The organism is Acidovorax sp. GW823-FHT02H02 (assembly GCF_058797075.1).
This window is the reverse complement of the sequence record NZ_JBXAJH010000024.1, coordinates 14,193-40,589: the sequence shown is the minus strand read 5'-3', so window position 1 is coordinate 40,589 and position 26,397 is coordinate 14,193. Positions and strand designations below refer to the sequence as shown.

24 protein-coding genes and 1 pseudogene are annotated in these 26,397 nt (G+C 55.8%); 21 read left to right on the top strand and 4 right to left on the bottom strand.

Annotated elements, in window-relative coordinates; all coding sequences use genetic code 11:
• The 17 genes and pseudogenes from AC1RDS_RS19645 to AC1RDS_RS19565 form a co-directional block, all read left to right on the top strand.
• A partial coding sequence (locus AC1RDS_RS19645) for an IS3 family transposase (protein ID WP_492227273.1) occupies positions 1-672 on the top strand: 672 nt, incomplete at its 5' end.
• An 86-nt stretch (positions 673-758) separates the two neighbouring features.
• On the top strand, positions 759-1,811 hold the full coding sequence (locus tag AC1RDS_RS19640; protein ID WP_492227272.1) for an IS110 family RNA-guided transposase: 1,053 nt from the start codon (positions 759-761) through the stop codon (positions 1,809-1,811).
• A 12-nt stretch (positions 1,812-1,823) separates the two neighbouring features.
• Positions 1,824-2,045, top strand: a pseudogene (locus AC1RDS_RS19635) (IS3 family transposase); the annotation flags it as partial.
• A 279-nt stretch (positions 2,046-2,324) separates the two neighbouring features.
• Positions 2,325-3,482 (top strand): ABC transporter substrate-binding protein, encoded by a 1,158-nt coding sequence (locus AC1RDS_RS19630; protein WP_492227274.1) that lies wholly within the window; start codon positions 2,325-2,327, stop codon positions 3,480-3,482.
• 70 nt (positions 3,483-3,552) lie between these two features.
• Positions 3,553-4,425 (top strand): branched-chain amino acid ABC transporter permease, encoded by an 873-nt coding sequence (locus tag AC1RDS_RS19625; RefSeq protein ID WP_492227271.1) that lies wholly within the window; start codon positions 3,553-3,555, stop codon positions 4,423-4,425.
• A gap of 8 nt (positions 4,426-4,433) precedes the next feature.
• Positions 4,434-6,218 carry a branched-chain amino acid ABC transporter ATP-binding protein/permease gene (locus tag AC1RDS_RS19620; RefSeq protein WP_492227270.1) on the top strand — a complete coding sequence of 595 codons (1,785 nt, stop codon included), beginning with the start codon at positions 4,434-4,436 and terminating at the stop codon, positions 6,216-6,218.
• Positions 6,202-6,906: an ABC transporter ATP-binding protein gene (locus AC1RDS_RS19615; RefSeq protein ID WP_492227269.1), complete on the top strand. Its 705-nt coding sequence runs from the start codon at positions 6,202-6,204 to the stop codon at positions 6,904-6,906. Before AC1RDS_RS19620 ends, AC1RDS_RS19615 begins: the two co-directional genes overlap by 17 nt.
• Positions 6,907-6,930: 24 nt before the next feature.
• On the top strand, positions 6,931-7,704 hold the full coding sequence (locus AC1RDS_RS19610) for an SDR family oxidoreductase (protein ID WP_492227268.1): 774 nt from the start codon (positions 6,931-6,933) through the stop codon (positions 7,702-7,704).
• A gap of 25 nt (positions 7,705-7,729) precedes the next feature.
• Positions 7,730-9,175, top strand: coding sequence for an aldehyde dehydrogenase family protein (locus tag AC1RDS_RS19605; protein ID WP_492227267.1), 1,446 nt, complete (start codon positions 7,730-7,732; stop codon positions 9,173-9,175).
• 4 nt (positions 9,176-9,179) lie between these two features.
• Positions 9,180-9,998 carry a shikimate dehydrogenase family protein gene (locus tag AC1RDS_RS19600; protein WP_492227266.1) on the top strand — a complete coding sequence of 273 codons (819 nt, stop codon included), beginning with the start codon at positions 9,180-9,182 and terminating at the stop codon, positions 9,996-9,998.
• Positions 9,995-11,383 (top strand): FAD-binding oxidoreductase, encoded by a 1,389-nt coding sequence (locus AC1RDS_RS19595; RefSeq protein WP_492227265.1) that lies wholly within the window; start codon positions 9,995-9,997, stop codon positions 11,381-11,383. The genes AC1RDS_RS19600 and AC1RDS_RS19595 overlap by 4 nt, the downstream gene beginning before the upstream one ends.
• Before the next feature lie 38 nt (positions 11,384-11,421).
• Positions 11,422-13,017: a GMC family oxidoreductase gene (locus tag AC1RDS_RS19590; protein WP_492227264.1), complete on the top strand. Its 1,596-nt coding sequence runs from the start codon at positions 11,422-11,424 to the stop codon at positions 13,015-13,017.
• 64 nt (positions 13,018-13,081) lie between these two features.
• Entirely contained in the window at positions 13,082-14,104 is a 1,023-nt protein-coding gene (locus tag AC1RDS_RS19585; protein WP_492227263.1) for a LacI family DNA-binding transcriptional regulator, read from the top strand.
• 13 nt (positions 14,105-14,117) lie between these two features.
• A complete protein-coding gene (locus AC1RDS_RS19580) occupies positions 14,118-15,230 on the top strand; it encodes an NADH:flavin oxidoreductase/NADH oxidase (protein WP_492227262.1) in 1,113 nt (370 codons plus the stop codon).
• 490 nt (positions 15,231-15,720) lie between these two features.
• Positions 15,721-17,034, top strand: coding sequence for an IS21 family transposase (gene istA / locus AC1RDS_RS19575; RefSeq protein WP_492227261.1), 1,314 nt, complete (start codon positions 15,721-15,723; stop codon positions 17,032-17,034).
• Positions 17,031-17,795, top strand: coding sequence for an IS21-like element helper ATPase IstB (gene istB, locus AC1RDS_RS19570; RefSeq protein ID WP_060983853.1), 765 nt, complete (start codon positions 17,031-17,033; stop codon positions 17,793-17,795). Before istA ends, istB begins: the two co-directional genes overlap by 4 nt.
• Positions 17,796-18,386: 591 nt before the next feature.
• The gene (locus AC1RDS_RS19565; protein WP_492227260.1) at positions 18,387-19,439 is read left to right on the top strand and encodes a tyrosine-type recombinase/integrase; all 1,053 of its coding nucleotides are present in this window, start codon (positions 18,387-18,389) and stop codon (positions 19,437-19,439) included.
• Between the two features lie 73 nt (positions 19,440-19,512).
• Here the strand turns inward: AC1RDS_RS19565 and AC1RDS_RS19560 are convergent, their stop codons facing one another.
• Positions 19,513-19,773 (bottom strand): hypothetical protein, encoded by a 261-nt coding sequence (locus tag AC1RDS_RS19560; RefSeq protein WP_492227259.1) that lies wholly within the window; start codon positions 19,771-19,773, stop codon positions 19,513-19,515.
• Between the two features lie 206 nt (positions 19,774-19,979).
• Between AC1RDS_RS19560 and AC1RDS_RS19555 the strand changes: the two genes are divergently transcribed.
• From AC1RDS_RS19555 to AC1RDS_RS19540, 4 genes are all read left to right on the top strand, one after another.
• Entirely contained in the window at positions 19,980-20,330 is a 351-nt protein-coding gene (locus AC1RDS_RS19555) for a hypothetical protein (protein WP_492227258.1), read from the top strand.
• Positions 20,331-20,689: 359 nt separating this feature from the next.
• Positions 20,690-21,676, top strand: coding sequence for a nuclease-related domain-containing protein (locus AC1RDS_RS19550; protein ID WP_492227257.1), 987 nt, complete (start codon positions 20,690-20,692; stop codon positions 21,674-21,676).
• Between the two features lie 87 nt (positions 21,677-21,763).
• Entirely contained in the window at positions 21,764-21,928 is a 165-nt protein-coding gene (locus tag AC1RDS_RS19545; protein ID WP_492227256.1) for a hypothetical protein, read from the top strand.
• 126 nt (positions 21,929-22,054) lie between these two features.
• Complete coding sequence (locus AC1RDS_RS19540; RefSeq protein ID WP_492227255.1) at positions 22,055-22,705, top strand: nuclease domain-containing protein; 651 nt, start codon at positions 22,055-22,057, stop codon at positions 22,703-22,705.
• Between the two features lie 81 nt (positions 22,706-22,786).
• On the opposite strand, the gene AC1RDS_RS19535 is transcribed toward AC1RDS_RS19540, so the two are convergent.
• The 3 genes from AC1RDS_RS19535 to AC1RDS_RS19525 all read right to left on the bottom strand — a co-directional run bounded on the left by AC1RDS_RS19535 (position 22,787) and on the right by AC1RDS_RS19525 (position 24,619).
• On the bottom strand, positions 22,787-23,116 hold the full coding sequence (locus tag AC1RDS_RS19535; RefSeq protein ID WP_492227254.1) for a hypothetical protein: 330 nt from the start codon (positions 23,114-23,116) through the stop codon (positions 22,787-22,789).
• A 62-nt stretch (positions 23,117-23,178) separates the two neighbouring features.
• Positions 23,179-23,559, bottom strand: coding sequence for a hypothetical protein (locus AC1RDS_RS19530; protein WP_492227253.1), 381 nt, complete (start codon positions 23,557-23,559; stop codon positions 23,179-23,181).
• Positions 23,552-24,619, bottom strand: a complete 1,068-nt coding sequence (locus tag AC1RDS_RS19525) for a ParM/StbA family protein (protein WP_492227252.1) — start codon at positions 24,617-24,619, stop codon at positions 23,552-23,554. The genes AC1RDS_RS19530 and AC1RDS_RS19525 overlap by 8 nt, the downstream gene beginning before the upstream one ends.
• Between the last annotated feature and the right edge of the window lie 1,778 nt (positions 24,620-26,397).

Sequence of the window (26,397 nt, the reverse complement as noted above, 5' to 3'; positions counted from 1 at the left end):
CTGCTGGCACCGCAGATCGAACGCGTCTGGCAGGCCAATATGCAGGTCTACGGTGCCGACAAGGTCTGGCGTCAACTTGGGCGCGAGGGGACGGTCGTGGCGCGATGTACGGTCGAGCGGCTGATGCGGCGCTTGGGACTGCGTGGGGTGATGCGTGGCAAGGTCGTGCGCACCACCATCAGTGACAGCAAAGCACCTTGCCCGCTGGACAGGGTCAACCGGCAGTTCAAGGCGGATCGGCCCAATCAACTGTGGGTCTCGGACTTCACCTATGTCTCAACTTGGCAGGGCTGGCTCTATGTGGCCTTCGTCATCGACGTATATGCCCGGCGCATCGTGGGCTGGCGGGTGAGTAGTTCGATGCGAACCGACTTCGTGCTCGATGCGCTGGAGCAGGCACTGTACGCACGCCAACCCGAGCCGGGCAGCAGCCTGGTCCATCACTCGGATCGCGGCTCGCAATACGTCAGCATCCGGTACAGCGAACGCCTGGCCGAGGCTGGTGTAGAGCCCTCGGTGGGAAGCAAGGGGGATAGCTACGACACTCAGTCCAGAATTCTCATCGAACGCCGATTTGGTCTGACCCGAGCTACGACTGGCCTCGATGCCTTCGCGTTGACCTGTCGATCATTTCGGTCGTTCCCCGAGCACCGTCGGGCTCAATGCATGTGACCTAATAGGAGCCTTGTCCTGCACCTTGAGTGTCCTGTCCGGCTATTGAGGTTGGCGATGCCTTCTTCAACGAGGAGGGCATACAAATGGATCAAGTAGAGGTGGTTCTCGGTGTCGATACGCATCTCGACGTTCATGTCGGTGTTGTCATCGATGCAGTTGGCCGCATGAAGGGGGTTCTGTCGATCGAGACGAACACTAGCGGGTACCAGAGGCTACTGACGTGGGCTCGAAGCTTCGGCAGACTCGGCAAGGCTGGGGTTGAAGGCACCAGCTCATACGGCGCCGGCCTGACACGCTTCCTTGAAGAGAACGGGGTTGTGATCCTCGAGATCAACCGGCCGAACCGTTCGCGACGACGCAATCGCGGTAAGAGCGACCCAACCGATGCCGAGAGTGCCGCGCGCGCTGTTCTGGCTAACGATGCTGCTGGCGTTCCGAAGGCTAAGAGCGGGATGGCCGAGGCCCTGCGTACGCTGAGCGTTGCTCGTCGCAGCGCCGTCAAGGCCAAGACCCAGGCCGTCAACCAACTTCGAGCCCTCCTGGTCAGCGCGCCGTCGGCCATTCGAGATGCTCTCCTCAAAGTCAAACCAGAACACTGCGTCGCAGCCTGTGCCGCTCTTGCGGACGATGCTGATGCGAACCCAGTCATCGACAGCCTGAAGACGACATTGAGGCTGCTGGCGAGACGTTGGAATGCACTGCACGATGAACTCCGCGAACTCGACAAGCGGCTCATACGCTTGACGAAGCTGGCGGCCCCTCGACTTCTCGCATGCTTCGGCGTCGGACCTCAGACCGCGGCGACGCTGCTCGTCACAGCCGGCGACAACCCGACTCGATTGCGCAACGAAGCTGCTCTCGCGGCGCTATGCGGCGTCAGCCCACTGGAAGCGTCCTCAGGCAAGACAAGCAGACATCGACTCAATCGCGGGGGCCAGCGGCAGGCCAACAATGCCCTATGGACAATTGCCATGGTTCGAATGCGAAGCGAGGCGCGCACCCGCGAATATGTCGTCAAGCGCACTGGCGACGGTCTGTCTAAGAAGGAGATTCATCGCTGCCTCAAGCGTTATATCGTACGCGAGCTGTACCCACTGATCCTCGCTGACCTGGCGGACTCAGGCGGCTCCGCTTGACATAGGAGCGTCAACGCGCTGGCCGAAACGATCAACGGGCTGTACAAGGCTGAGTTGATCCATCGTCGCACTCCCTGGAAGACCAAGGAGGCTGTGGAGCTGGCCACCCTGGAATGGGTTTCCTGGTTCAATCATCACAGGCTGCTCGAACCCATCGGATACATCCCGCCTGCAGAAGCTGAGGCAAACTACTACCGGCAACTCGCCAGTCAGAGCTCCACGGTGGATGCCTGACTTAAACCAACTGGCCTCCACGAAAACCGGGGCGATTCAGAGCTGACGGCCACTGGACCTTCAGCCGTGTCGCGTCTAGGGAAAACACCTAACTTTTCCCCCGCATACACAGTTGAAATATGAAGCGCTTCATTTTAATATCTCTAGGCCACTTGTAGCGTCTTCGTTTATTTCCTTGAAATATGAAGCGCTTCATATTTGTTCAGTATTTTTTCTGAGGAGACAGCGTTGATCAAACATCTCAAGCAACTTACAACGGCACTGGCTTGCCTGACCGTCATGGCTGCAGCGCCTACGCAGGCGCAAGACATCAAAGTGGGAGCGCTCTACCCTTTCAGTGGCGGGCTTGCCTTGTTGGGTGATGAGAGCTTCCGTGGTACAGAAATGGCTGTCGAGGAAAAGAATGCAAACGGCGGTATCAACGGCAAAAAAATCGTTCTGGTGAAGGCTGATGCGGTAGATGCAAATCAGGCTGTGGGCGAGGCTAGGCGGTTGACATCTGTTGAAAATGTCTCAGCGATTTTTGGGAGTTACGCCTCGGGTGTCTCGTCGGCTGCGACACAGGTGACGGAATTGGCTGGTGTCCCGTACTTTGAATTGGGTGCGGTAGCCGACACCATCACCGGGCGAGGCTTTAAGTACCTCTTCCGCAGCAATGCGACGGCCAAGAGCTTTGCTGATCGCAGTATCGAGTCGATCGTTAAGGTGATCGCGCCAACATTGAAGGTGGATCCAAAGGCGCTCAAGATTGCGATTATTTACGAAGACGGTCCTTATGGCACCTTGGTCGGCGGCTTTCAGAAAGAGAGTGCCAAGCAGCTCGGTTTGAATGTAGTCGAAGCCCAGGCGTATTCAGCCAAAAGCGTCGACTTGTCGTCTCTCGTGTTGCGCCTGAAAGGATCGGGTGCTGATGTAGTTCTCCAGACCTCATATCAAAACGACACCTTACTGTTTTTTCGCCAATCTGCGAGCGCCGGGTACAAACCTAAAGCTGTGATTGGTGCCGGAGGCGGATATTCGTTGCAAGAAACAGCGCAAGCGCTCGGCGCTTCAATTGATGGGGTGTTCAATGTCGACTTCCCGCAGATTTCCATGAAAGAGGATGGGGCCCCTGGACTGAAGAGTTTCGTGGAAGCGTATCAAAAGCGTTATGGAACTCAACCACGCTCAGGACACAGTCTAGTCAATTACGTTGGAGCCAAAGCTTTTCTGGAAGTGATGGTAGATGCCAAGTCTTTGGACAAGGACAAGATCCGTGCCGCTGCACTTGCCTACAAGAAGCCAGTTGGTTCCAGTGCGGCTGGATGGGGTTTCCAGTTTGGTGAGAACGGTCAGAACCAACTGGCTTCCAGCAACCTGATGCAGTGGCAAGGCGGCAAACTTTTGACAGTATTCCCCGAGTCAGTCGCCACTGCAAAGCCCATCGTCGCGAAATAAGTCCTTAGCTGACAATCTTTTATTCAATTAGGTCATCCGAGGCATAGCCTCGCATGACCTGGGGGCTGCTGTGTCCATCTTTATCCAACTGTTAATCAACGGGTTGCTGCTGGGAGGAGCTTACGCCATCATCAGCATCGGTCTAACCCTCATATTCGGTGTGGTTCGAGTCGTGAACTTCGCACACGGCGAGTTCTTGATGATCGGCATGTACGCCGTTTGGCTTCTAGCGCAATACGCGGGCCTCCACCCCTATGCCTCAGCTGTTTTGGTCGCTGTTTTGCTTTTCGTCTTCGGGGCACTGATGCAACGCCTGGTCATTCAGCCTTTGCTGACTGCGGATGCTCATATTCAAATCTTTGCAACTGTAGGCGTATCGACGGCATTGCTGAATCTGGCCTTGATGGTCTTCGGTGCAGACATCAGAAAGGCTGAAGTGACTTTGGGTACGGAGCAGCTGTTGGTCGGTTCTTTGAACTTCGTGAGCGGACAGGTCATCACCTTCGTAGTTGCTATGGCGGTTGCCGCTGGCATGCACATGTTTCTGAAAAACACCTACACCGGCCGTGGATTCAGAGCGCTAGCACAGAACCGTGTATCTGCCGCATTGATGGGTGTCAATGTTAATAAAGCGTATGTATTGGCTTTTGGCATTGGTGCCGGCCTGGTTGGTCTGGCCTCTGGCTTGCTGGCAGTCCAATATCCGGCTTTCCCTACGGTGGGACAGTATTTTGTCCTGACGGCCTTCGTGATCGTAGTGTTGGGTGGTATGGGGAGCTTGCCCGGTGCTGTCGTCGGGTCGCTATTTATCGGGTTGATTGACAGCCTTGCAGGTTACTACGTTGGTCCGGCACTGAAGGAAGTCGTTTACTTCCTCGTCTTCCTTGCAATCCTTATTGTGCGTCCTACGGGTCTCTTCGGCCTGGGTCGCGGATCTGAGTAAAGGTCAACATGATTCCCACCATCTTGAACCCACGGGTTTATGTAGGCCTTTTGGCACTATCAGCCATTCTCTTGGTCCCGTTCGCTGCTCAGTCGCCATTTGTATATCACCTGGCTATTCAGGTCTGTGTATTCGCAGGCTTGGCCACTGCTTGGAACATCGTTGGAGGTTTCGCTGGTCAGTTGTCGCTTGGGCACGCAGTATTTTATGGAATAGGCAGTTATTCCGCTGGTCTGTTGGTAGCCAAACTGGGTATTTCGCCATGGATTGGAATGTTTGCCGGCGCCGCCATCTCTTCGCTGGTGGCACTAATAATTGCCTATCCGACCCTGCGTTTGCGCGGCCCTTTCTTTTCTTTGGCCACGATCGCATTTCTGGAGGTCGTGCGATTGTTAGTCGTTCATTTTGAGGGATTGACCGGTGGATCTGCAGGTTTGAACATTCCTTTGCAGGTTGGTCTGCCATGGATGATCTTCCGAGAGAAATGGGCTTACCTACTGGTTGCTTTTGGTTTCTTTCTTGTCACCCTGGTAGTCGCCTGGATGATCCGCCGTTCGCGATTCGGTTTTTATCTTATTGCGGTACGTGAACGTGAGGACGCGGCCCGTGCGGTGGGGGTCAATGCCGTGCGCGTGAAGATAGGCGCTGCGGTAATTTCGGCGGTGCTGACTAGTTTGATAGGCAGCTTCCACGGCATGTATCTGACCTTTCTGGAGCCATCGTCTGCTTTTTCTCTCGAGCTGTCGATTCAGATAGCCATGTTCGCTCTCATTGGTGGTTTGGGAACTGTAGCGGGTCCAGTGGTGGGCGCCGTGCTCGTTCTTCCTGTCGCTGAGTTGGCACGTGGCTGGCTGAGTGCCTTTGGCAACGGCACTCACGGCTTTGTCTATGGCATGTTACTTGTCTTTGTCGTGCTGTTTTTTCCACGAGGTCTGGTCGGTCATCTGGGCCAGCACGTTCTACGTCTGGTTGATCGACTGCCGAATGGATACAAACCCAAGGTGACAGAGCCTGCGAAAATTAATTACAAGTTGGTTACCAAGAGTTTGGGTAAGCCAATTCTGAAAGCTGAAGGCTTGCATAAACGATTTGGCGGTCTGAAAGCAACGGACGACGTATCGCTGACATTGCATGAGGGCGAAATCCTTGGAGTGATTGGGCCGAACGGCGCGGGCAAGACCACAGTTTTCAACCAACTGTCTGGATTCATCCGGCCAGATCAGGGTGGCGTGAGTGTTCGAACAGGGGACGAATGGATTTCGCCTCGATCCCCCGAAACATTTGCCAAAGCCGGATTAGGGCGCACGTTTCAGATCGTTCAGCCATTCGCAGGTTTGTCGGTAATGGAAAACATCATGTTGGGTGCTTTCATGCACACCAGCGTACGTTCAGAAGCTGAGGTCATTGCTCGTGAAGTGGCCAAACTGACGGAGTTGACAGCATTGCTGGATACAGAAGCACGTAGCCTCACAGTTGGCGGAATGAAGCGGCTAGAAGTTGCGCGAGCCTTGGCAACCCGGCCGCAGGTATTACTACTTGATGAGGTGCTGGCCGGCTTGAATCCTGCGGATGTGGCTCGCGCCATTGAAATGATCAAAAGGATTCGCGACTCTGGAATCTCGGTCCTGATGATCGAACATTTAATGCAAGCGACCATGGCACTGTCTGATCGCATTGTGGTCATTAACTTGGGCAAGGTCTTGCGCGAGGGGAAGCCCATCGATGTTGTCAATGACCCCGCAGTCATAGAAGCTTACTTAGGAAAAGGATACACCCATGCTGAAGCTGCGTGATGTGAGTGCCGGCTACGGCAAAAGCGAGGTTCTGCGCGGTGTGTCGCTGGATGTGCATGCGGGTGAAGTAGTCACGATGGTCGGGGGCAACGGTGCGGGAAAGACAACCACGCTAAGAACCGTGTGTGGCCTTGTCAAGGCACGCAGTGGCACGATCGAGTTCGACAGCTTGCAGATTACCGGTCATGAACCGCATGAAATTGTGGAACTGGGTATCACGATGATCCCTGAAGGTCGTCAGCTTTTCCCGTTCTTGACTGTCGAGGACAACCTGCTCATGGGGGCGTACAAGACATCGGCCCGTCCATTACATAAGGAACGGATGGATAAGGTCTTGGAGATATTTCCTCGGGTCAAAGAGCGTCTAAACCAGCTGGCGGGTTCCCTCTCGGGTGGAGAGCAGCAAATGGTGGCAATCGCACGCGGAATGATGGCTGACCCGCGTTTGCTCATTTTTGATGAGCCATCCCTTGGATTGTCCCCCTTGTTGGTGGACCAGATGTTCGATGTGGTTCGAAAGGTCGCGGACCAAGGCACCACGGTCTTACTCGTCGAACAAAACGTATTTCATACCTTGCAGATTGCGGATCGTGGATATGTGTTGGAAAACGGCTGCATAACACTCAGCGGTACAGGCCGTGAGCTGCTGGATAACCCACATGTGCGCCGTGCGTATCTGGGGCACTGAGACCAGACCTTCAGGAGAAAACAGGTGGAAAAAACATTGACGCACAGCGGAAGGGTGGTTTTGATAACCGGCGGTGGCGGGGGTATTGGCGCAGAAATTGTTAAGCAATACGCTTGGCAGGGTGCCTCTGTCGGTGTGGTCGATCGTTCGCCTGAATTGGCAGGTGCCTTGGTCTCAACGCTTGTCTCAGAGGGATACAAGGCTCATTTTGTCGCTGCTGATGTCGGGCGTTATGAGTCATGTGAGGCAGCTTGCCGCAGCATTGAAGCGGCCATGGGTCCTATTGACACGGTGATTAACAACGCCGGGATTTCACCTAAGCATCACGGGCTTCCGGCACCCATCTGGCAAATGAGTCTTACAGAGTGGCGCCAAGTGGTGGATGTCAATCTCAGCAGCGTATTCAACTTCACCAGGTTGCTAGCACCAGGCATGGTCGAGCGTCGATTTGGACGCATTGTGAACATGTCTTCCGTGGCAGGGAAAGCTTATCTGGACATCGTTGGCGCGCACTACAGCACCACCAAGGCAGGTCTGATTGGGTTAACTCGGCATCTGGCCGGAGAACTTGGACCACACGGTATTACCGTGAACGCCCTGGCTCCAGGTCGAGTAGATACACCCATGGTGGCAGGCGCTCCACGCGAGGCCAACGAAGCCGTTATTGCCGTTACGCCCCTGAGACGCCTGGGCAAGCCGGTCGAGGTGGCCGATGCCTGTCTATTTCTTACTTCAGACAAGGCGAACTTCATTACAGGACAAGTCATCGATATTGCCGGCGGTTGGCTGATGACGTGAAAACCAGATTCTGAGAAACAACATCATGAGCTCCACACTACACAAAAATTTTATAGCGGGTGAATGGGTCGAAGGGGTTGCGGCCGGATTGAATATCAATCCTTCGGATACCCGTGACGTGATCGGCGAATACGCTCGCGCTGACGCGGCTCAAACAGAGCGAGCCATCGATGCAGCCTATGACGCTCAGAAGATCTGGGCACAGTGGACGGCAGAGCAGCGTTCCGATGCTCTGGATCGAATCGGGAACGAGGTGTTGGCCCGACAGGACGAGCTGGGAGAGCTTCTGGCGCGTGAAGAAGGAAAAACGCGATCAGAAGGCATTGGGGAAGTAGTGCGAGCCGGCCGGGTGTTCAAGTTCTTCTCTGGAGAAGTCTTGCGTCTTGCGGGTGAAAGACTGCCTTCCATTCGGCAAGGTGTCGATGTGGAAGTGACGCGCGAACCAGAGGGTGTTGTGGGGATCATCACACCATGGAATTTCCCCATCGCGATTCCCGCTTGGAAAATCGCGCCTGCCCTGGCTTTTGGTAACGCTGTTGTCTTCAAACCTGCTGATCTTGTGCCTGGCAGTGCCTGGGCATTGTCGGAAATCATTGCTCGTGCCGGACAGTTGCCTGCAGGTACGTTCAATCTGGTCATGGGTCCAGGCTCCAAAGTGGGACAGACGCTGGCCACTTCGCGTAAGGTTCGAGCGCTCACGTTTACGGGGTCTGTGCAAACCGGTCGTAGTGTCGGCATGACCTGCATGGAGCGTGGTGCGAAAGTTCAATTAGAAATGGGCGGCAAAAACCCATTGGTGGTGTTGAATGATGCGGACCTTGACCAGGCTGTGTCGGTCGCTATTAACGGGTCCTTCTTTTCCACAGGACAGCGATGCACAGGCTCGAGTCGTCTTATCGTTGAAGACGGCATACACGATGCGTTTGTATCGGCCATGGCTCAGCGTATGGCAGCGCTGAAGGTGGATAACGCGCTGAAAGCTGGCACAGATATTGGCCCCGTTGCTTCACAAGACCAGTTGGACCAAGACTGCACCTACATCGAACTGGGATGTCAGGAAGGCGGACGTTTGTTCGCTGGAGGTGAACGGTTGCAACGTGAAACGCCTGGCTTCTACCTTGCTCCGGCACTGATCACGGATACGCACAACGCTATGCGAATTAACCGAGAGGAGATATTTGGTCCCGTCGCCTCCGTTGTCCGAGTGAAGAACTATGAGGAAGCGGTTCACATCGCGAATGACACAGACTTTGGGCTTTCTTCAGGCATCTGTACAACTTCGCTCAAGCACGCGACCGATTTTAAACGTCGTTCGACTGCTGGGATGGTAATGGTCAACGTACCGACTGCAGGTGTGGACTACCACGCCCCGTTTGGTGGAAGAAAGGGATCGAGCTATGGGCCCCGTGAGCAGGGAGCATATGCCCGTGAGTTCTACACATCTGTTAAGACTGCATACACACTGGCCTGATCCCATGGGTGAAATTACTGGAAACACACAGGTTTTCGGCATACTTGCCGACCCGATTCATCACGTGAAGACACCACAAGGTATCAATCGACTCTTTGAAGCAGAAGCGTTTGATGGTGTCATGGTGCCCATTCATGTCGGTGAACGCGACTTAGCCACAGTGGTGCAAGGCTTGCGCGCCGTCAACAATTTGTCCGGGTTTGTGGTCACCGTACCCCATAAGTCGGCAATGGTGGCGTTGTGCGATGAAGTCTCTCCGGATGCAAGGCTCATCGGCGCGGTGAATGTGGTGCGCCGTTCTTCAGATGGGCGACTTCATGGAACTATGCTGGATGGTGAAGGCTTCGTCGCGGGGTTGCGCCTGGAGGGTATCAATCCCACTGGTGTCAGTGCCTACCTGGCTGGTGCGGGGGGGGCTGCGAGCGCAATCGCCTTTGCGTTGATTAGGGCAGGAGTTAGCCGTCTCACGATTGCGAACCGAACAAGCGACAAAGTTCTGCAATTGATCGACCGGATTCGCGCAATTTACCCTGCCGCTGTGATGAACGTTGGCACGGACGATCCATCAGGTCATGATCTGGTGATCAACGGCACATCGTTGGGCTTGCGCCCGGGTGATGCTTTGCCGCTGAATGTTGAGCACCTACAAGCATCGCAGGTGGTCGCCGAAATCATCATGCAACCCGCTGAAACGCCGCTGTTGAGTGCTGCCAAAGTCAAAGGGTGTCGGGTCCACTTCGGCGCGCCAATGCTCTCATCCCAGATCGCTCTGATGGCGGCCTTCATGCGAGGCACCCTCGGCCATGTTGAGACTTCAGTATGAATGCCAGAGCGTTGTTGTTGGCCTTGCGTGAATTGGTTGGTGAACGTGGTGTCCTGACCGACGAAAACGATCTGCAACCTTACTGTCATGATTGGCGTCACATGTTCAAAGGGCGTCCTTTGTGCGTAGTGCTGCCTCGGAATACCGATGAGGTTGCGGAAACCGTTCGTTTGTGCACTTCGGCGGGCTGCTCCGTTGTCCCTCAGGGCGGGAACACTGGCCTTTCAGGAGGCGCCACGCCGGATGACACTGGCGAACAGGTGGTGCTTTCTCTGGTGCGAATGAATGCCATCCGTGAAATTGATGCCGTGGGTGAGACCATTGAAGTCGAGGCGGGCTGTGTATTGCAAACCGCTCAGGAGGCAGTGGCCGAACAAAGGCTTCTGTTGCCGATCACCTTAGCTGCAGAAGGATCTGCACGTATTGGGGGTATTGTCTCCACCAATGCAGGCGGCACTAACGTGCTGCGTTACGGCATGGCGCGTGCGCGTATTCTTGGGCTAGAGGTCGTTACCGCAGACGGTCAAGTGATCAATGGCTTGCGTAAATTGCGCAAGGACAACGCGGGTTATGACTGGAAGCAGTGGTTCATAGGGACCGAGGGTACCTTAGGTATTGTGACTGCCGCCGTCCTGCAATTGGCACCGATGCCAAGATACCGTGTCACATCGTTGATAGCAGTTGCTTCAGCTGAACATGCATTAATGGTTCTTTGCGCTGCCCGTCGTTCTTTAGGCGAGACATTGACGGGCTTTGAGCTGATGTCTGGCGACGCGCTTGAGTTGGTCTCGCGTCATCTGCATCTCAAGTCGCCCTTGGGAGACAGCGCTTGGTATGTTTTGCTGGAGGCCACTTCTTCATTGCCTAGTTTGCGTGAGGCGGTGGAGTCTTTGCTGGGCGACCTGCTGGAACAAGAGATGGCAACCGATGGTGTCGTGGCTGAGTCAGAGCGTCAGGAAGCTGAACTGTGGGCTTTGCGGGAGTCCATTACCGAGGCCGAGGGCAAGGAGGGCCGATCGATAAAACACGATGTGTCCGTTCCCATTTCCGCCATACCCGCTTTTTTGTCGAAGGCTGATGAAGCCATCTCCGAGGTATTTCCAGGTGTGAGGATTAATGCCTTTGGCCATGCAGGAGATGGCAACATTCACTACAACGTCATAGTTCCCAACGGGCTAGATGCGGCGGCTCTGAACCAGCTTGTTCACGATGTCGTGTGTTCATTCGGTGGAAGTATTTCTGCCGAACACGGAATTGGCCAGTACCGCGTAGGTGAATTGGTGCGTTGTCGCGCGCCGGTGGAGCTTGAGATCGCACAGCGTATCAAGCGCGCCCTTGATCCTCACAACCTAATGAACCCGGGCAAAGTCTTGCCCCTTCAGTGATCCCTGCCGGATCTACTTTTGACTGATTTCGCATGATCATGGAAACATTTGACTATGTCATCGTAGGTGGCGGAACGGCCGGCTGCGTGTTGGCAGATCGCCTTTCGGCATCTGGTAAGTATCGCGTTCTATTGTTGGAGGCAGGGGGTGAGCCTTCCAGTATGTGGATACCCATACCGGCCGGTTTCAGCAAGCTCCTGACCAATAAGAAGTACAACTGGCTGTTCAAGACAGCGCCCGAGGAGAACACCAAGGGGCGAGTGATTTCTGTGCCTCGTGGCAAGGGTTTGGGCGGATCTACACTGATCAATGGGATGATTTACGTTAGGGGGCAACCTGAGGATTACGATGCCTGGGAAGCCGATGGCGCTCTCGGATGGGGATACCGGGACGTTGCACCTTACTTCAGAAAGTTGGAAAACTACCAGCTTGGCGATGTGACCCGTGGTAAGACTGGTCCCTTTTATCTGGATCAGGTACATGAACGCTTTCCGATCTCCGATGCTTTTTTAAAGGCCGCAGAACAGGACGGTCAGGTTTACAACGATGATTACAACTCGCCAAGTCAGGAGGGATTTGGTTATTACCAGGTCAATCAACGCAATGGCCGCCGTTGGAGTGCTTATGACGCTTATCTAAAGCCAGCGCGCTCCCGTTCCAATTTGGTCGTTGAAACCCATGCCCATGTAATGAGGGTAGAACTCAATGGCAAGCGTTGTACTGGCGTGACCTATCAGAAAAATGGTCGCGAAGTGACCGTGGCTGCGACCATTGAAGTTGTCATGACCGCGGGGGCCATTCAGACACCACAGATACTTGAGTTGTCTGGAATCGGTTGCCCTGAACTCCTGAACTCATTGGGCGTTGAAGTGAAACACGCGTTGAGGGGGGTAGGGGAAAACTATATTGACCATTTCGCAACACGAATGAACTGGCGTGTGAAGAACGCGGTAACACTCAATGAGATGTCCAGGGGCTGGAGGCTCGCGCGTGAAGTCGCAAAGTATTTCACAGCCAAGAAGGGGATCCTCACATTGGGGACAGGTTTGGTTCACGGTTTCGTAAAAACCCGATCGGATGTGCCGAGACCTGATGCTCAGTATTTCATGGTTCATGCCAGTTACGCCAATGCTGCCGAACGGGTTTTGGATCGGGCTCCTGGTTTGACGATTGGGGTTGCGCAACTGCGTCCGGAGTCGAAAGGCAGTATTCACATCCAGTCCAGGAATCCCTTCGATCAACCTGTCATCCGCCCCAATTTTCTCGACAGTGAGGTGGACAAACACTGCATCATCGACAGCATGAAACTAGCCCGCAGGATTGTGGGTCAGCCTGCGATGGCTGATTTCATCGAACATGAAATGAGTCCTGGGGACAATGTGACCTCCGATGCCGACTGGCTCGAATTTGCCAGGAACAACGGGCAGACTATTTACCACCCAATTGCTACTTGTCGAATGGGTACTGATGAAAATGCCGTTGTCGACCTGCGACTGAAGGTACGGGGGGTGGCAGGACTGAGAGTCGTAGACGCCTCGGTGATACCCAAAATGGTGTCAGGCAATATACAAGGTGCGGTACTCATGGTCGCAGAAAAAGGGGCAGACTTGATCCTTGAAGATCGTCGTAGTTGAGACTGTCGTCGGTATTTCGGTGTTCTAGCCTCAACTCGCCAGATCGACCTGAAGTCGTTTCTTGATGAAAACAACTACCCGACCAACGCTTGAAGATGTCGCTCGTTTGGCTGGCGTCTCTTTGGGGAGCGCGTCTCGCGCACTCTCCGTGCCTGACCAAGTTAAGCCGATAACGCTTGAGCGTGTACTGCGGGCGGTCAAGCAGCTCGGGTATGTGCGTCATGGTCCTGCCCGGGCACTGGCTTCTCGCAGGACCAGAACCGTTGCCGCTATCTACCCGTCATTGGACAACCCTATTTTCGCTGTTTCCATACAGTCGTTGCAGCAGACACTTTGGCATCTGGGTTACCAGTTGCTCGTGGCCAGCCATGAGTACCGGCCCGAGCATGAACTGGATCTTTTGCGTTCTTTGGTAGAGCGCGGTGTGGATGCTGTGGTACTCGTCGGGACGGACCACGATGATGCTGTTTTCGAATTGCTAGGACAGTACAGGTTGCCTTATGTGCTGACTTGGTCGCTGGATGAGGGCAACCGCCGTCCCTGCGTTGGATTTTCATACTATGACGCTGCCTACAAAATGGCACAGGTCGTCCTGGAGCACGGACACACCCAGATCGCCATTTGCCCTGGCTTGTCTTATCGAAACGAGCGTGTGCGTGCGCGTATCGCCGCTACACAGGCAGCGCTCCAGGCTGCTGGCCTGAAATTGAGAATGGACTGGGTCATTGAGCAGCCGTTTACCTTTGAGGGGGGGCGGCAGGCGGTTCACCAGTTGTTCAGTCAGTCTGAGCGACCTTCAGTGCTCATTTGTGGTACGGATTTGCAAGCAGTCGGCGCAATGGCAGAGTGCCGTGAGAAGGGTGTGAGGATCCCTGATGACTTCTCCATCACAGGTTCCGATGACATCGAGTTAGCCCATCTGGTTCAGCCGAAGTTGACGACAGTCCATGTGCCAACGTCCGAAATCGGTGTTCAGGCTGCATACCGAATCGTGAATTTAATTGAAGGAAAATCATTGGCGGACGAGCCTCCTTTGCTGACCACAGTCGTGCTGCGAGACAGCTTAAAGCGCATTCCGCAACGCTAAATTCTAAGAATCCATGAGCGAACTTTTTTCTCCGTATGAGTTGGGCACTCTTCAATTGAAGAACCGCATTGTCATTGCTCCAATGTGCCAATATTCGGCCAATGATGGGAATGCCAGTGATTGGCATAAGGTGCATCTCGGGCATTTGCTACTCTCAAGTGCTGGTTTGCTAACGTTGGAAGCTACCGCCGTTGAGCCCGTTGGCCGTATATCGCCGCATGATCTCGGCTTATGGTCGGATGAAAACGAGCAGTCTTTGAAAAGAGTACTGACTGATGTCCGACAGTATTCTTCTATGCCTATTGCTATTCAGCTGTCGCATGCGGGCCGCAAAGCGTCAAGTCATGTGCCATGGGCTGGTGGGCAGTTGATTCCTGTGGAACAAGGTGGATGGACGCCTTTGGCTCCTTCAGCGGTTCCTCATTTTCCCAGTGAACCAGCACCTGCAGCATTAGACGGGAAAGCATTGGGTCGAATCCGTGATGCCTTTGCATTGGCGGCGCATCGTGCACACCGCATTGGCATTGATGCGATCGAAATGCACGCTGCGCATGGGTATCTTTTGCATCAGTTCTTGTCCCCTTTGTCGAATCAGAGAACAGATGAATATGGCGGGTCTCTCGTGAATCGAATGAGATTTCCGCTTGAGGTATTTGACGCTATTCGAACTGCGATGCCCGTCTCGATGCCAGTCGGTGTGAGAATCTCCGGCACTGACTGGGTTGAGGGCGGTTGGGATATCGAGCAGAGCATTGTGTTTGCCGATGAACTTCGGGATCGCGGCTGTGCCTTTATCCACGTCTCCAGTGGAGGGCTATCTCCTATGCAAAAAATTCCCCTGGGGCCCAACTACCAGGTGGGTTTGGCTGAATCAGTCAGACGTGCCACTGGCTTGCCCACCGTGGCTGTCGGCTTGATTACGGAGCCACAGCAGGCGGAAGATATTGTCGCCAGTGGCCAGGCCGATATGGTGGCCCTAGCTCGAGCCATATTGTTCAATCCCCGCTGGCCTTGGCACGCTGCTGCAGCTTTGGGCGGACAGGTGGAGGCTCCAGCACCTTATTGGCGCTCACAGCCGCGTGGCTTGTCCGACTTGTTTGGCGATATTAGGTTTGGTCAACGTTGAGTGCTCAAATAGGTTGTACCCACGACCTCCTCCGTTCCGCTACCGCTCCCGTCAGCGCCCTCAGGAACGCCGCCACATCCCTGATCTGCTGTTCTAACAGCCTTTATGCGCGCTTTCCTCATGCGCTAGCTCCGAGTGTTCCAGCACCGCAACCGGTGACTTGGCATAGTGGCTCACTGGGTACGATGTCGACCACACGGTCCGGCGCTCGACTGGACCTCCTGGGCGAATGCCTATCTGGCTGCGTGCAAGCCCTACTCTGCCTTTTGCAGTGCCAACAGCGTCGAGGAAATGGACATGGTGGCTCCTGAAAAAAGACATGTCGGCTTGGCATGCTGCTTGATGCCCCCGATGGCCACCCAAATTCCCCCGCCTATGGCCACCTCAAACTCCCCCACCTGAACTGATCGGGGATAGGGGTTAAACGCCGGCGCCGTCGGCACCTGTTGGCAGGACATTGATCCGGTCTTCCTCGAGGGAAGGCCAAGGAGTGAATGTCTTGAAGTCCAACCAACGCGCCACCATAGAGACACTGCTGGAGCGCAATACATCGCAACGCGAGATCGCCCGCATCACGGGCATCGACCGCAAGACGGTCAGGAGCTATCACCAACGCTGGCTGGAGCAACTGCAGTCAAATTCCCCCGGGGTGGCCACCGGCTCGGCCCAGCAAATTCCCCCACCCTGGCCACCGGCTGCTGTGCCGGTGGCCACCTCCCTGTGCGAACCCTGGCGCGAGTTCATCGAAGCCCAGTTGCGTCTGAAGCGCAACGCCATGGCCATCTTCCAGGACCTGGTCGACCAGCACGGATTTACTGGTCAGTACAACTCGGTCAAACGCTTCTGTGCAAAGCTGCGCCACAAGGAGCCCGAGCAGTTCGACCGCCTGTCCTTTCTGCCTGGGGAGGAGATGCAGGTGGACTACGGCGAGGGCGCGCCCACCCGCGTGCCGGGCAGCGAGCGGTACCGCAAGCCCCGCCTGTTCGTGGCCACGCTGCGCTACTCGCGCGCCAGTTTCCGCTGCGTGGTCTGGAAGTCCAGCCAGCAAATCTGGGCCGAGTTGCACGAGCAGGCTCTGCGGTACTTCGGTGGCTGCCCGCAGTACGTGGTTCTGGACAATCTGAAGGAAGGCGTCTTCAAGCCCGACCTGTACGAGCCCGAACTCAACAAAGTCTACGCCGCCACCCTGGCGCACTATGGCGTGGTGGCCGACCCGGCGCGGGTGCGAGACCCCATCTATGCCCAGCGCATCGAGATCCGCGATCTGCAAACCGGCGCCTTGCTGCGCACCCACGCCAAGGCCGAGCGGCCCGGCACGGTGGTGCTGCCCATGGAGGAGCGGGTATTCAATCCTTCGCGCGAGACCCGTCTGATCCTGCGTCAGGCTGGCGAGATCGGTGAGCACGCCAAACGGCTGTGTGAGCTGCTCTTTGCCATCGAGGGTCGGGTGGGCCAGCGCAAGCTCTGGGGCATCGTCAGCCTGGCCAGGCGATACCCAGCGCACTGCGTCGACACCGCCTGCGCACAGGCCCTGGAGCAGGGGATTTACAGCTACAAGCGCGTGCTGGCTTTGACCGAGGCCATCTTTGCCCAGGCGCTCAACGCCATCGAGACCCAGTCCAGCGGTGGGCCCGCCGGCGGCGGGCCCACGCTGACCCAGCAGCACGAGCTCATCCGCGACGCCGATGAGTACGCCGATCTGTTCGCGCACGCTGCGGCCGTCACAGCCACGAGCACGCTCGAGTCCGCCACGGCGAACACCACCACCAACAACACCAACAACGCACCTGGAATTCAGCCATGAACATGATCGAGATCGAACGCGCGCTGCGCGAGCTGCGTCTGTCCGGCATTGCCGAGACCCTGTCCACCCGCGTGATGCAGGCCCAGGCCGCGCAGGAGCCCTTCCTGGAGACCTTTGGGGCCATGCTGCAAGACGAACTGGACCGCCGGCGCTCGCGTCTGACCGAGCGCCGCTTCAAGCGCTCGGGCCTGGATGAGCGGCCCTCGCTGGCTGACTTCGACTGGCGTTTCAACCCGAAGCTGCCGCGCAGCGCCTGCTTCGAGTTGCATACCCTGAAGTTCATCGGCGAGGGCGCCAATGCGCTGATCATCGGCAAGCCCGGTACCGGCAAGAGCCATGTGGCCAAGGCCGTGGCCTACCAGGCCACGCTGCAGGGATACGACGCGCGTTACCTGGAAGCCGACACCGAGTTTGCTCGCTACGCGTTGGCCAGCGACTCAGAGCGCACCGAGCTGCTCAAGGACTGGGTCTCACCGGACCTGATCATCCTCGATGACCTGTTCCTGGCCAGACGCATCAGCGAGCACGCAGCCGAGGTGCTGCAGGCCATCGTGCACCAGCGCTACAAGCTGCGCCGCTCCATCGTCATCACATCCAACCGCGTGGTGCAGGACTGGGGCAAATATCTGGGCGACGCCACCATGGCCACCACCATCCTGGACCGCCTCATGCACCGCTGCGCAATGCTGGAGTTCGAGGGCAAGAGCTACCGCCTCAAGGAGGCTGCCGCACGCATCGCCATCACACCCGAGTCGTCATAATCTGGTCGTCCTGCCTGGGGGAATTTGGGGTGGCCAAGGGTGGGGGAATTTGACCTGGCCATCGGGGCCCATTGATAGAAGCTAACGACACCGGCCGCCCATTGGAGCCAGGGGGCAGGCGTGGAGGGGAGGGTGCGGCTTCGTCCCAGCCACTGTGAAAATCAGGCGTAACCACCACAGATCAAGGCAAATCGGTATTACATGCACGGGATCGCCATGGCGCCAGATAACAGGCACCATATTATGAAAACCCGAGCCCAGAGAACAACGAATCTATATTACATGACCTGTCGGTAATTGAGGGCGCCCATTGATAAACTTTGTGCTTATTCACAGAACCTAATTTCCCTCTCATTTCCCCTTCTAATCCTTTCTAGCGCCCAGGCGGCCCTGCGGCCCCATGTCTCCAAGAGGGGGGGTATTAAGGAGGGTGGTTCAAGCATGACGTGTGCAATAGCCCCCATAATCTATACCCAAACACGTTCGGATGATGTAATATGGATTTATTCGTTTTCATCGCCAAAAAGCGAGTCCAGAATGATTCAAGACACGCCACTTTTTCATGAGCCCGCTCCCGATAATCCAGCCCTGGTGTATGACCTGTGGCTGGCTTATAACAATGAGCACGCCACATTCGGACGTGAAAGCATTGATGCCAAACGCAGCACCAGTTACCGCATGATCTGGCAGGCCTGGCTGAAATACCTCGCCGGCAACGCACAAGGACAGGGGGCCTTGTGGCGCACCGCCGATGCAACCGATGTCGCGCGGTTCCTGCAATCGGGCATGCGCCGCCTCAAGAACAGCACCCCCAGCAACACCGCACAGCGGCGCTACTGGCGCGTGCTCTCGCGCATCTACACGTTCGCGCACGCCAAGGGCTGGACCCCTGAAAATCCCCTCGTGGCCCTGGCCACGGCGGATATACCGGCTGCAGAGAAGACCGCAGGGGCCGTCCTGACCCCGGCCCAATTGAAGGCGTGCTTCGATTGCCTGCCGCCGCTGTACGGCACAGCAACCCAAGCGCGCGATCACACGATGGCCATGCTGCTGCTCACGACGGGCATAACCCCCCAGGAGTTGCGCAACCTCTGTGTGCAAGATCTGGAGCGCGACACCGCAACCGGCAAGGTCACACACGTGGCCATCACCGCGCAACGCTCAGACACCCAACGTCGCCGGATTGCGCTCGATGAGCGCGTCGGCAATGCCCTGCTGTACTGGCTCACCCAGCGCCACATGTTCAAAAGCCTGCAGCGAGTGCGACCGGGCCCCGAGGATGCGCCTGTCAACGCCTGCGACCGCAACCCATTCACCCGCCTTTTCATCTCCCAAAAGACCCCCGAGGTCACCATGGGAACGCTGCTCCTTGTCTGCCGGGATCTGATCCTGCAGGCCTGCCAAACGATCAAGGCGGAGCCACCGCCTCGCATCGGGCCCCAGGTGATCCGCAACACGGTACTGGTGCAATGGCTCAATGAAGGCATTGGTATCCACCAGGTCACGCAAATGGCCGGCTTGAAAAACCCAAAGGGGCTGCGGCACCTGCGCGAACACCTCAATCCTGAAGTTCGCCAGCACTTGGCCAAGGCCGATTTCAAGGACGATGAAGCACCGCCCATGGATCATCAGCTCGCAGCATGACGGCAGACAAAAGAAACGCCCCGACAGCTAAGCTGTGCGGGGCGTTTTTTATAGGGACCGACAAATCAGGGGATCACTTGCCAGGGCGGCAAGCATATGCATCCATCACCATGCCATCACCCATGAAGGACAACAGATAGGGAAGGGCGTTCTCGGCCACGATCAAGCCAAACACAAATGCCAGGCCAAAACCTGCGGCCAGCACAACGGGCGAGTCTTTTTCATCCAGACCGAACAGTGTCATCACTATCTCCAAAAGAGAGCGGACACTGCCCCAGCGGGTGGTGTCCGCAAGGGTGGTAAAAGCCAAGCCGAAGCTCGGATGCAGGGCCAAGCCTGCTAACGGGTTGCACAAGGCAACGACTGCACGGGAGTGCGAGTGCAGCCATTACACCTCAAATGCCGCAGCCTGGTCAATGTCCTGCAGGCAATAGCGTCGGCAAGTACCTGTAAACAACCGATACGGGAAGGGCAGGCCATCGGCGTTTGGGCTGGAAATTCATAAAGTAAAGCGCTGATTTCACAACCATCAGGCCTCCTATGAAGCACTTCTACGCCGCCCTGGTCTTGGCCGGTGCGCTCACCACAGCACCGGCTGCAAATGCCAACCCCTGGGAGGCCCAGATGGACCTTCTGGCGGCTGGCGCCGCCGCATCGGTGGTGCTGCACCATGCCTGCACGGGCATCACCAGCGATGCGGTGCAAAAAGCAGCACAGCGTCTCAGGGATGCCGCGCTGACCATGGCTGATCCCGAAGGGGCGTATCTCTACGCTTCAAAGTCGTTCGAACTCAAGATCAAGGCCATGTGGCAGTCAACCAGCGGCTCATGCATCGCCATGGAGCGTCTGCGAGACATCGCCGGTTCCACCTACTTTCAGATGCCGCGATAAACCACACCACCCCGCCTTGCCAGCGCCGACCAACCCTTTTCAATTACTCGTTCCAATATGAAATCCCACCACGATCCAATCAGGCCACACCGATCCGCCATGAAAACCTGGAGCGTATTGAAATCGGATGGAAAAGAAAGGCGGTATTAGCGTTAAGGTCAGTTTCCGGGAATTTCCACAATGGGTTGACCAACGGAATTGACTCTACGGCACATCGGTGACAGTTCGGCTAACAAAGTATTCGATCGCCTATACCGTGAGCAATGAGGTTATTACCCCCGTGTGGTTTGGCGAGACAACTGTATTGGCCGAGGCCGCTAGCCAGCAACCCGGCACCTAAATCGTATTAGCATCTCAACATGATCATCAAACCAGCAGACGACAAGCAACAGCAAAAAGCCGTTCTTCAAAATCTCCTCAACCATCCTGCCGCCGACGCCGCCACGAAAAAGCGCATAGAGCAGGAGCTTCGCAACATCCAAGCGGGCATTCGCGGCGAAGAGGAAGCCGCCTACGAGATGAAGGTGCATTACGGGGACAGCCCCAACTGGATGATCATCCACGACCTGCGTATCGAGCATGGCGGATTGGTGGCCCAGATTGACCACCTGATTTTGAACCGCTGCCTCGAAATGTGGGTCTGCGAGAGCAAGCACTTCTCCGAGGGCATCGCCATCAATGAGCATGGCGAGTTCGCAGCCTTCTTCGGCAGCAAGCCCTACGGCGTTCCCTCTCCCATCGAGCAGAACAACCGCCACATCTTGATCCTCAAACGGCTTTTCGACTCAGGGATCGTGAAGCTGCCCACCCGTCTGGGATTCACCATCAAGCCCGATTTGAAGAGCCTGGTTCTAGTGTCAAAAGGCGCCCGGATCAGCCGCCCCAAGGCGAAGATTGCCGGACTTGACGCCATCATCAAGAACGACATGCTATTCAAGACCATCGACAAGTCGGTGGACGACGCCAACCCATTGGTCATGGCGAAGATCGTGGGTAGGGACACGCTGGAAGCCTTATCCAAGGAAATCGCCAAGCTGCACAAGCCCATCGAGTTCAACTGGCACGCCAAGTTCGGCCTGGCGGATCAGCCGCTGCAAGCAGCTCCGGTTGCCCCTGTGCGGCCAGTGGCGATCCAAATGGCACCACCCGTCCAACCAGCCAAAGTCGCCCACGCTCCTCAGCCGACCGAACCGGCCGATGAACCGAAGGGCAAACAAAAGCTGATTTGCCATTCCTGCGGAGAGGCTGTGCCCTACAACGTCGCGAAGTTCTGTTGGTTCAATAAGCCTAAGTTCGGTGGAAACCTCTACTGCATCGAGTGCCAGAAGAAAGTCGCCGCTACCTGAACGATGCGGACATGAAGGCCTTGCCGTTCATGTTGCCGCCATCGGACTTGTCGAGCATGCGGTGCCAGCCAAGATAGGTCAATCCGTTTGACAGAACTGACCTTAACGCTAATACCGCCAAAAGAAATCAAGATCAGCGGCTCCAAAGCCATTGTGGTTGCATCAGGTGTTCTCCTGTTCCTGGACATGAATGACGACGTGGTGCACACGATTGCTGGCGGTAACTGGATTGAATGCATCAAAGAGACCTAGAACTCAACCAGCAATTCAAAGCCGTCCATCGAACAAAGCCGCCCCATAAGGGTGGCTTTTTCAATTCCGCCACGGATTTGACAAGCGAGGCATTTGGGATACCTTATTAAATCCATAGGAGTATCAATGCTGAAGCAACGGACGCCGCTCAAGCGCGGTAATTCGCAATTAAAGCGCACCCCATTTAAGCGAAAGGGGGCACCGCCCAGTGCGACGGTAGAAAAGGTATGCAAGCCAATTACCGTCCGCGATCCATCGCTTTTCCGATTGCCCCGCCAGATCGAGTCGGCCTGCGCCAGCATCGAGATCTCACCACGGCGCGAGAACAGCGCTCTTCGTGATTTCGCTCGTGGCCAGCCCTGTCTGCTGCTCGTGCCTGGACACTGCACAGGCGACAAGGCCACTACTGTGGGCTGTCACAGCAACTGGTCAGAGCACGGCAAGGGCAAGTCGCGCAAGGCTGACGATCACTACATGGTCTGGGGCTGCATGGGGTGTCATGGCTGGCTGGATCAGGGTAACGCCAGACAGAACGAGAAGAGGGCGATATTTGACGACGCTCTTGTGCGCCAGGTGGCGGAATACAAAAAAGCACTCAAATGCACCAGCCTGCCAAAAAGGTTCCAGCAAGCGGTGAAATGGGCACTTGAAGAGCTGGCCAGTGATCACCGCCTGGAAGGCCTCGAAGCATCAGCAATTGGGCTGGGCCTGCTGACGCCAATGCATTTGCCTGAAGGATTCAAGTCGCCTTTTCAGTCGCGGCCTCCAGCTGCTTGAAGTTTCAAAAGCAGCCGATCATTAAACGTCAGACAAAAAAAAGCCTGCTTCGCGCAGGCTTTTAAGATCGATTCCAGTTGATCACGCAGTGATCGCATTGAAGAAGGCCCAATAAAACTTGGCCTTGTCGGGAAAGCCAGTGGGGACAGGTTTTCCGTAATATCCGAGCTTTTGCAAACGATCAATCGCCATCGCATAACCATCAATGTTCTGCTTCTCGCGGAGATTCAGAGCGAAGATTTCATTGGTCATGTATTGCAGGAAAACCATCTGTAACAGTGGATTGCGCAGAACTGGGGCCAGGGCAGGCAGGGTAATATCCGCAAAGACATTTGCCCGAGCTTCGCCCTTTCGGGTATTCAGATCCACATAATTTGCGCGGAACATGGTGCGAGTCGTCATGGCATTCATATTTATCTCCTTTAAATCCATTCTCACACCAAACGCAGTCTTGTCAACACCCCCAATCGTCCCTAGCTCAACCCAAACCCTGAGAGCGCAGATGCAGAAATAGGCCGGATGGCACCGCTGTCATCACCAACTGGCAAATCATCAAGAGGCTGATCGTTGTGAACGGCCTTTTGCGGCTTCGGTGGCGCCGGTTCTTGCCGGTGCTCGTGCGGGGATGATTGAACGGCGACTGGAGAGGCGAGAGGCTGGGCACCGATGAGCGGGCGATTTTGAAACACCCCCATCTGCTTTTCATAGCACAACGCCCGCTCCAGCATCACCAAGATTAGCTTTGAATGCTGGGAGGTGGGTATTTGGCTGAAAAGCTCATAAAGATCGGGGCTGATCAGTTTCTCCAACGCAAACCGACAACGGACATCGACCTTCGTCGCGTCGTTATCCATTGCTTGCCTCGCCCAGTACGTAAAAGCCCCGCACGTTCGAGAAAACCGGATCGGTATCCAGCGTCATGATTCCGGCGAGATCCGGCATCAGTTTCTGGGCGACATGATGCAAGCGCTTGCCGCCGCCGCCAGTGAAAATAATCAGATCGATACTTTCAAGGGAAAGCACCGCATTGCGCATGGAGTTCAGGCATTCTGTCAGCACGGCATCCGCAATCGGCAGATAGTCGTCCATGCGGTATTTCTTGCCGCCCAGGGTGATTTCTTCGTAGCCTTCGCGGATCGCCTCATCGACACGTTCAACCACAAGGGGGTCGTCTTTGATGCCGGCCTTGATCCTGTCGCAAACCATGTTTACACAGGTCAAGACGCCTTTTTGATAGGCTCCCGAACGGTTATGGAGAATCTTGCGTTTGTTCACAAGGAACCAGTCGAATGTGCCACCGCCCATATCCAGAACAAGCATATTCTGATCGAAGAAACGATCCAGGTTCATGGTTTTTTGCCTTGCGCCCGTACTGACCATGGCACCTTGGGGCTGGGGAATAACATTCACTGACTTGATATGTACCTTGAAATTACCCTCACCAAAGGGAGAAGGTACAACATGCGTGCCCTCAAATAACTCCCTGACCTTGGCCTCATGTGTTGCCAGCGTGTTCATCGGCAGACCAGCAACCAAGCGGCGAATTTCCACTTCGGTCTTACCGCGCAGCTCGTTCGCATAATCGCGCAGAAAATAATAGAGGCCACCCAAGAAGAGGGCCTTGTATTCGGGCGAGTCCGCGTAATTTTCTGTGATGGCTCGGGTTTGACGGGCGCTGGTTTGGAGCACAACGTCTTGACCTACGAAATACTCCGCACCATTGACTGTGACATTCGCGCCAGAAAGTGCGGCCATTCCAATAGATGTTTTGTGAACCGCAGTCACATGCGAGCACTGGCTGGGGAATTGGAATGCCTTGATCGTGTCGTTTTTCTCGCGGCGAGATGCACCTTTGACAGAGAAATAACCAATATCGAGAGCTACGACGGGAATTTGAAACATGGAATTGGCCATATCTGAATGAGTAAGATTTGGGAACGAGCAGAATCATCCCCGATTCGTGGGTAAAAACGAATCTCCCCAAGGCACTGATACGGTCGGATGCCCAATCAAAATTGCAAAGAAGGGCGACATTAATCGCCGTACTGGCCTGAGATTGGCGCATGCGAGGCCACCCATTGCCACGCAACAAACGAACTGGTTGCGCACGCATGATGCAACGGGCAATGAGAGGCCAGTCGCAAGCCAGACACAGGCCCTTTGCGACACGCCCCCTCAACGACAGCTGGAACGCATGTCATTGACTGGCCTCTTCAAGGCCACTGGGCGGCGATGCGTCGCGGCAGGCAACCCAATAAGGATGTGCACCGGCCTTCGCCGGCATCACAAAATCTGCCGCGCACGATGAACAGATACCGGACCTGCCACCAGCCCATCGCCGCAGGCTTCGGCTCTCTCCAGGCTCCCACGTCGTAAGCCCAAGAGGTCGCGGATAGGGCCCAGCACAACCCAGAGCACCACGCGTCCTCCCGTTCAGACCCATCACCAAGGGCCGGTCGCCCCCCTTTTTTGCCCCTGCACAAAACGTTCTCACCTAAGGAGAACCATTGCGCCAAGCCAGCCCCCATGCGGGTTTCGGGGCAGAACACGAATTCCAAACGGTTTTCGGCGGGTTTTTGGAGAAAAATCAGCCTGCAAAAAAGTGACTTTTGATACTTTTCATGTCAGAATCCACCCGCAACGGCCCTCGGGTTGTTCCTGGGCTTCATGCCCAACCTTCAAAGTTGCCGCTCGCGGCGTTCAAACCAGCTTCAGATCCTGCGCACAGCGGGATGGTCGAAGCAAACCAAAGAAGGCCCGTCTGGGTCTCGATGCTGGGGAAGTTCCCCGGCCACTGTCAGTTCCAACTGACTGAAGTAGTGAATCCCTCCGATGTTTATTCGGAAAGGTTCTAGCTCTACGTACCGATCAATACCGGAAGCTTGATTGCTTCGTTGTGTTGGACATTCCAAAGCCACATTTGCCCTCGTGCACATACCCGGAAGAAATTCCAAGGAAGAAATTCCGATATGGGTCACTGTGTAGTTGAGGTGAGCAGATGAAGAGCGGGATGTCTGATGCCGGATATTGAAACGCGTGCGGCGCCCATCGCCTGGGTTCCGTAGAAAGTAGAGTGAAGAGGTTCGACCGATGATCGAACTCAGTTTGCCACTTACGGCACTGCCTGCCTTGGACGACGCCTTGTTGCGTTTACCTTGGTGACCCATAGCGGGTGACTGGGCACAAGTTTTTACCGTGTTGATTACGTACCAATGATGTACGGATCAAACCGGGTGTTGATTGCTTGTGTTCCTCACCGTCCACGCGGGGGAGCTGCATTGTGTGTTCCGTTCTTTTCACACATTGCGCCGGGAGACTTCACTAAAAGTATTCCAAAGACGGAACTGGATATCGGATGGATTGAGGTTGGCTACCTTGATCTGAGTTGGGAAGGATTTCAGCTGGATCGGATCGGTGATTCAGGCTGGTTGCCCTGGAATAGGGCGGGGTGAGTGCGCGCGGGTTGCTTGTTTGGCTGCTCGCTGGGTTGCTCGCTGGGGTAATTGCTGGGTGGGATCTCGGAATCCCGGCTTGTTGCGCAAGATTCGCGGGGTGCTCCGTTGATGCGGACATTCGCAGGTGGATTGCGCCTGGTATTGCGTGGCGATGCACGGGATTGGCTCGTGCAGGTATTTCCATGGGCATTGGGCTCGGAAATGCTGGCCACGCAATGAGGCGGTGCACCTTTACAG

Bases quoted from the DNA above. Each gene is read 5' to 3' on its own strand.
- AC1RDS_RS19530 (WP_492227253.1), bottom strand. From the start codon at position 23,559: ATGGATAACGACGCGACGAAGGTCGATGTCCGTTGTCGGTTTGCGTTG.
- AC1RDS_RS19585 (WP_492227263.1), top strand. From the start codon at position 13,082: ATGAAAACAACTACCCGACCAACGCTTGAAGATGTCGCTCGTTTGGCT.
- AC1RDS_RS19550 (WP_492227257.1), top strand. From the start codon at position 20,690: ATGATCATCAAACCAGCAGACGACAAGCAACAGCAAAAAGCCGTTCTT.
- AC1RDS_RS19605 (WP_492227267.1), top strand. From the start codon at position 7,730: ATGAGCTCCACACTACACAAAAATTTTATAGCGGGTGAATGGGTCGAA.
- AC1RDS_RS19615 (WP_492227269.1), top strand. From the start codon at position 6,202: ATGCTGAAGCTGCGTGATGTGAGTGCCGGCTACGGCAAAAGCGAGGTT.
- AC1RDS_RS19590 (WP_492227264.1), top strand. From the start codon at position 11,422: ATGGAAACATTTGACTATGTCATCGTAGGTGGCGGAACGGCCGGCTGC.
- AC1RDS_RS19525 (WP_492227252.1), bottom strand. From the start codon at position 24,619: ATGGCCAATTCCATGTTTCAAATTCCCGTCGTAGCTCTCGATATTGGT.
- AC1RDS_RS19580 (WP_492227262.1), top strand. From the start codon at position 14,118: ATGAGCGAACTTTTTTCTCCGTATGAGTTGGGCACTCTTCAATTGAAG.
- AC1RDS_RS19640 (WP_492227272.1), top strand. From the start codon at position 759: ATGGATCAAGTAGAGGTGGTTCTCGGTGTCGATACGCATCTCGACGTT.
- AC1RDS_RS19600 (WP_492227266.1), top strand. From the start codon at position 9,180: ATGGGTGAAATTACTGGAAACACACAGGTTTTCGGCATACTTGCCGAC.
- AC1RDS_RS19540 (WP_492227255.1), top strand. From the start codon at position 22,055: ATGCTGAAGCAACGGACGCCGCTCAAGCGCGGTAATTCGCAATTAAAG.
- AC1RDS_RS19595 (WP_492227265.1), top strand. From the start codon at position 9,995: ATGAATGCCAGAGCGTTGTTGTTGGCCTTGCGTGAATTGGTTGGTGAA.
- AC1RDS_RS19620 (WP_492227270.1), top strand. From the start codon at position 4,434: ATGATTCCCACCATCTTGAACCCACGGGTTTATGTAGGCCTTTTGGCA.
- AC1RDS_RS19555 (WP_492227258.1), top strand. From the start codon at position 19,980: ATGAAGCACTTCTACGCCGCCCTGGTCTTGGCCGGTGCGCTCACCACA.
- AC1RDS_RS19630 (WP_492227274.1), top strand. From the start codon at position 2,325: ATGGCTGCAGCGCCTACGCAGGCGCAAGACATCAAAGTGGGAGCGCTC.
- istB (WP_060983853.1), top strand. From the start codon at position 17,031: ATGAACATGATCGAGATCGAACGCGCGCTGCGCGAGCTGCGTCTGTCC.
- AC1RDS_RS19535 (WP_492227254.1), bottom strand. From the start codon at position 23,116: ATGAATGCCATGACGACTCGCACCATGTTCCGCGCAAATTATGTGGAT.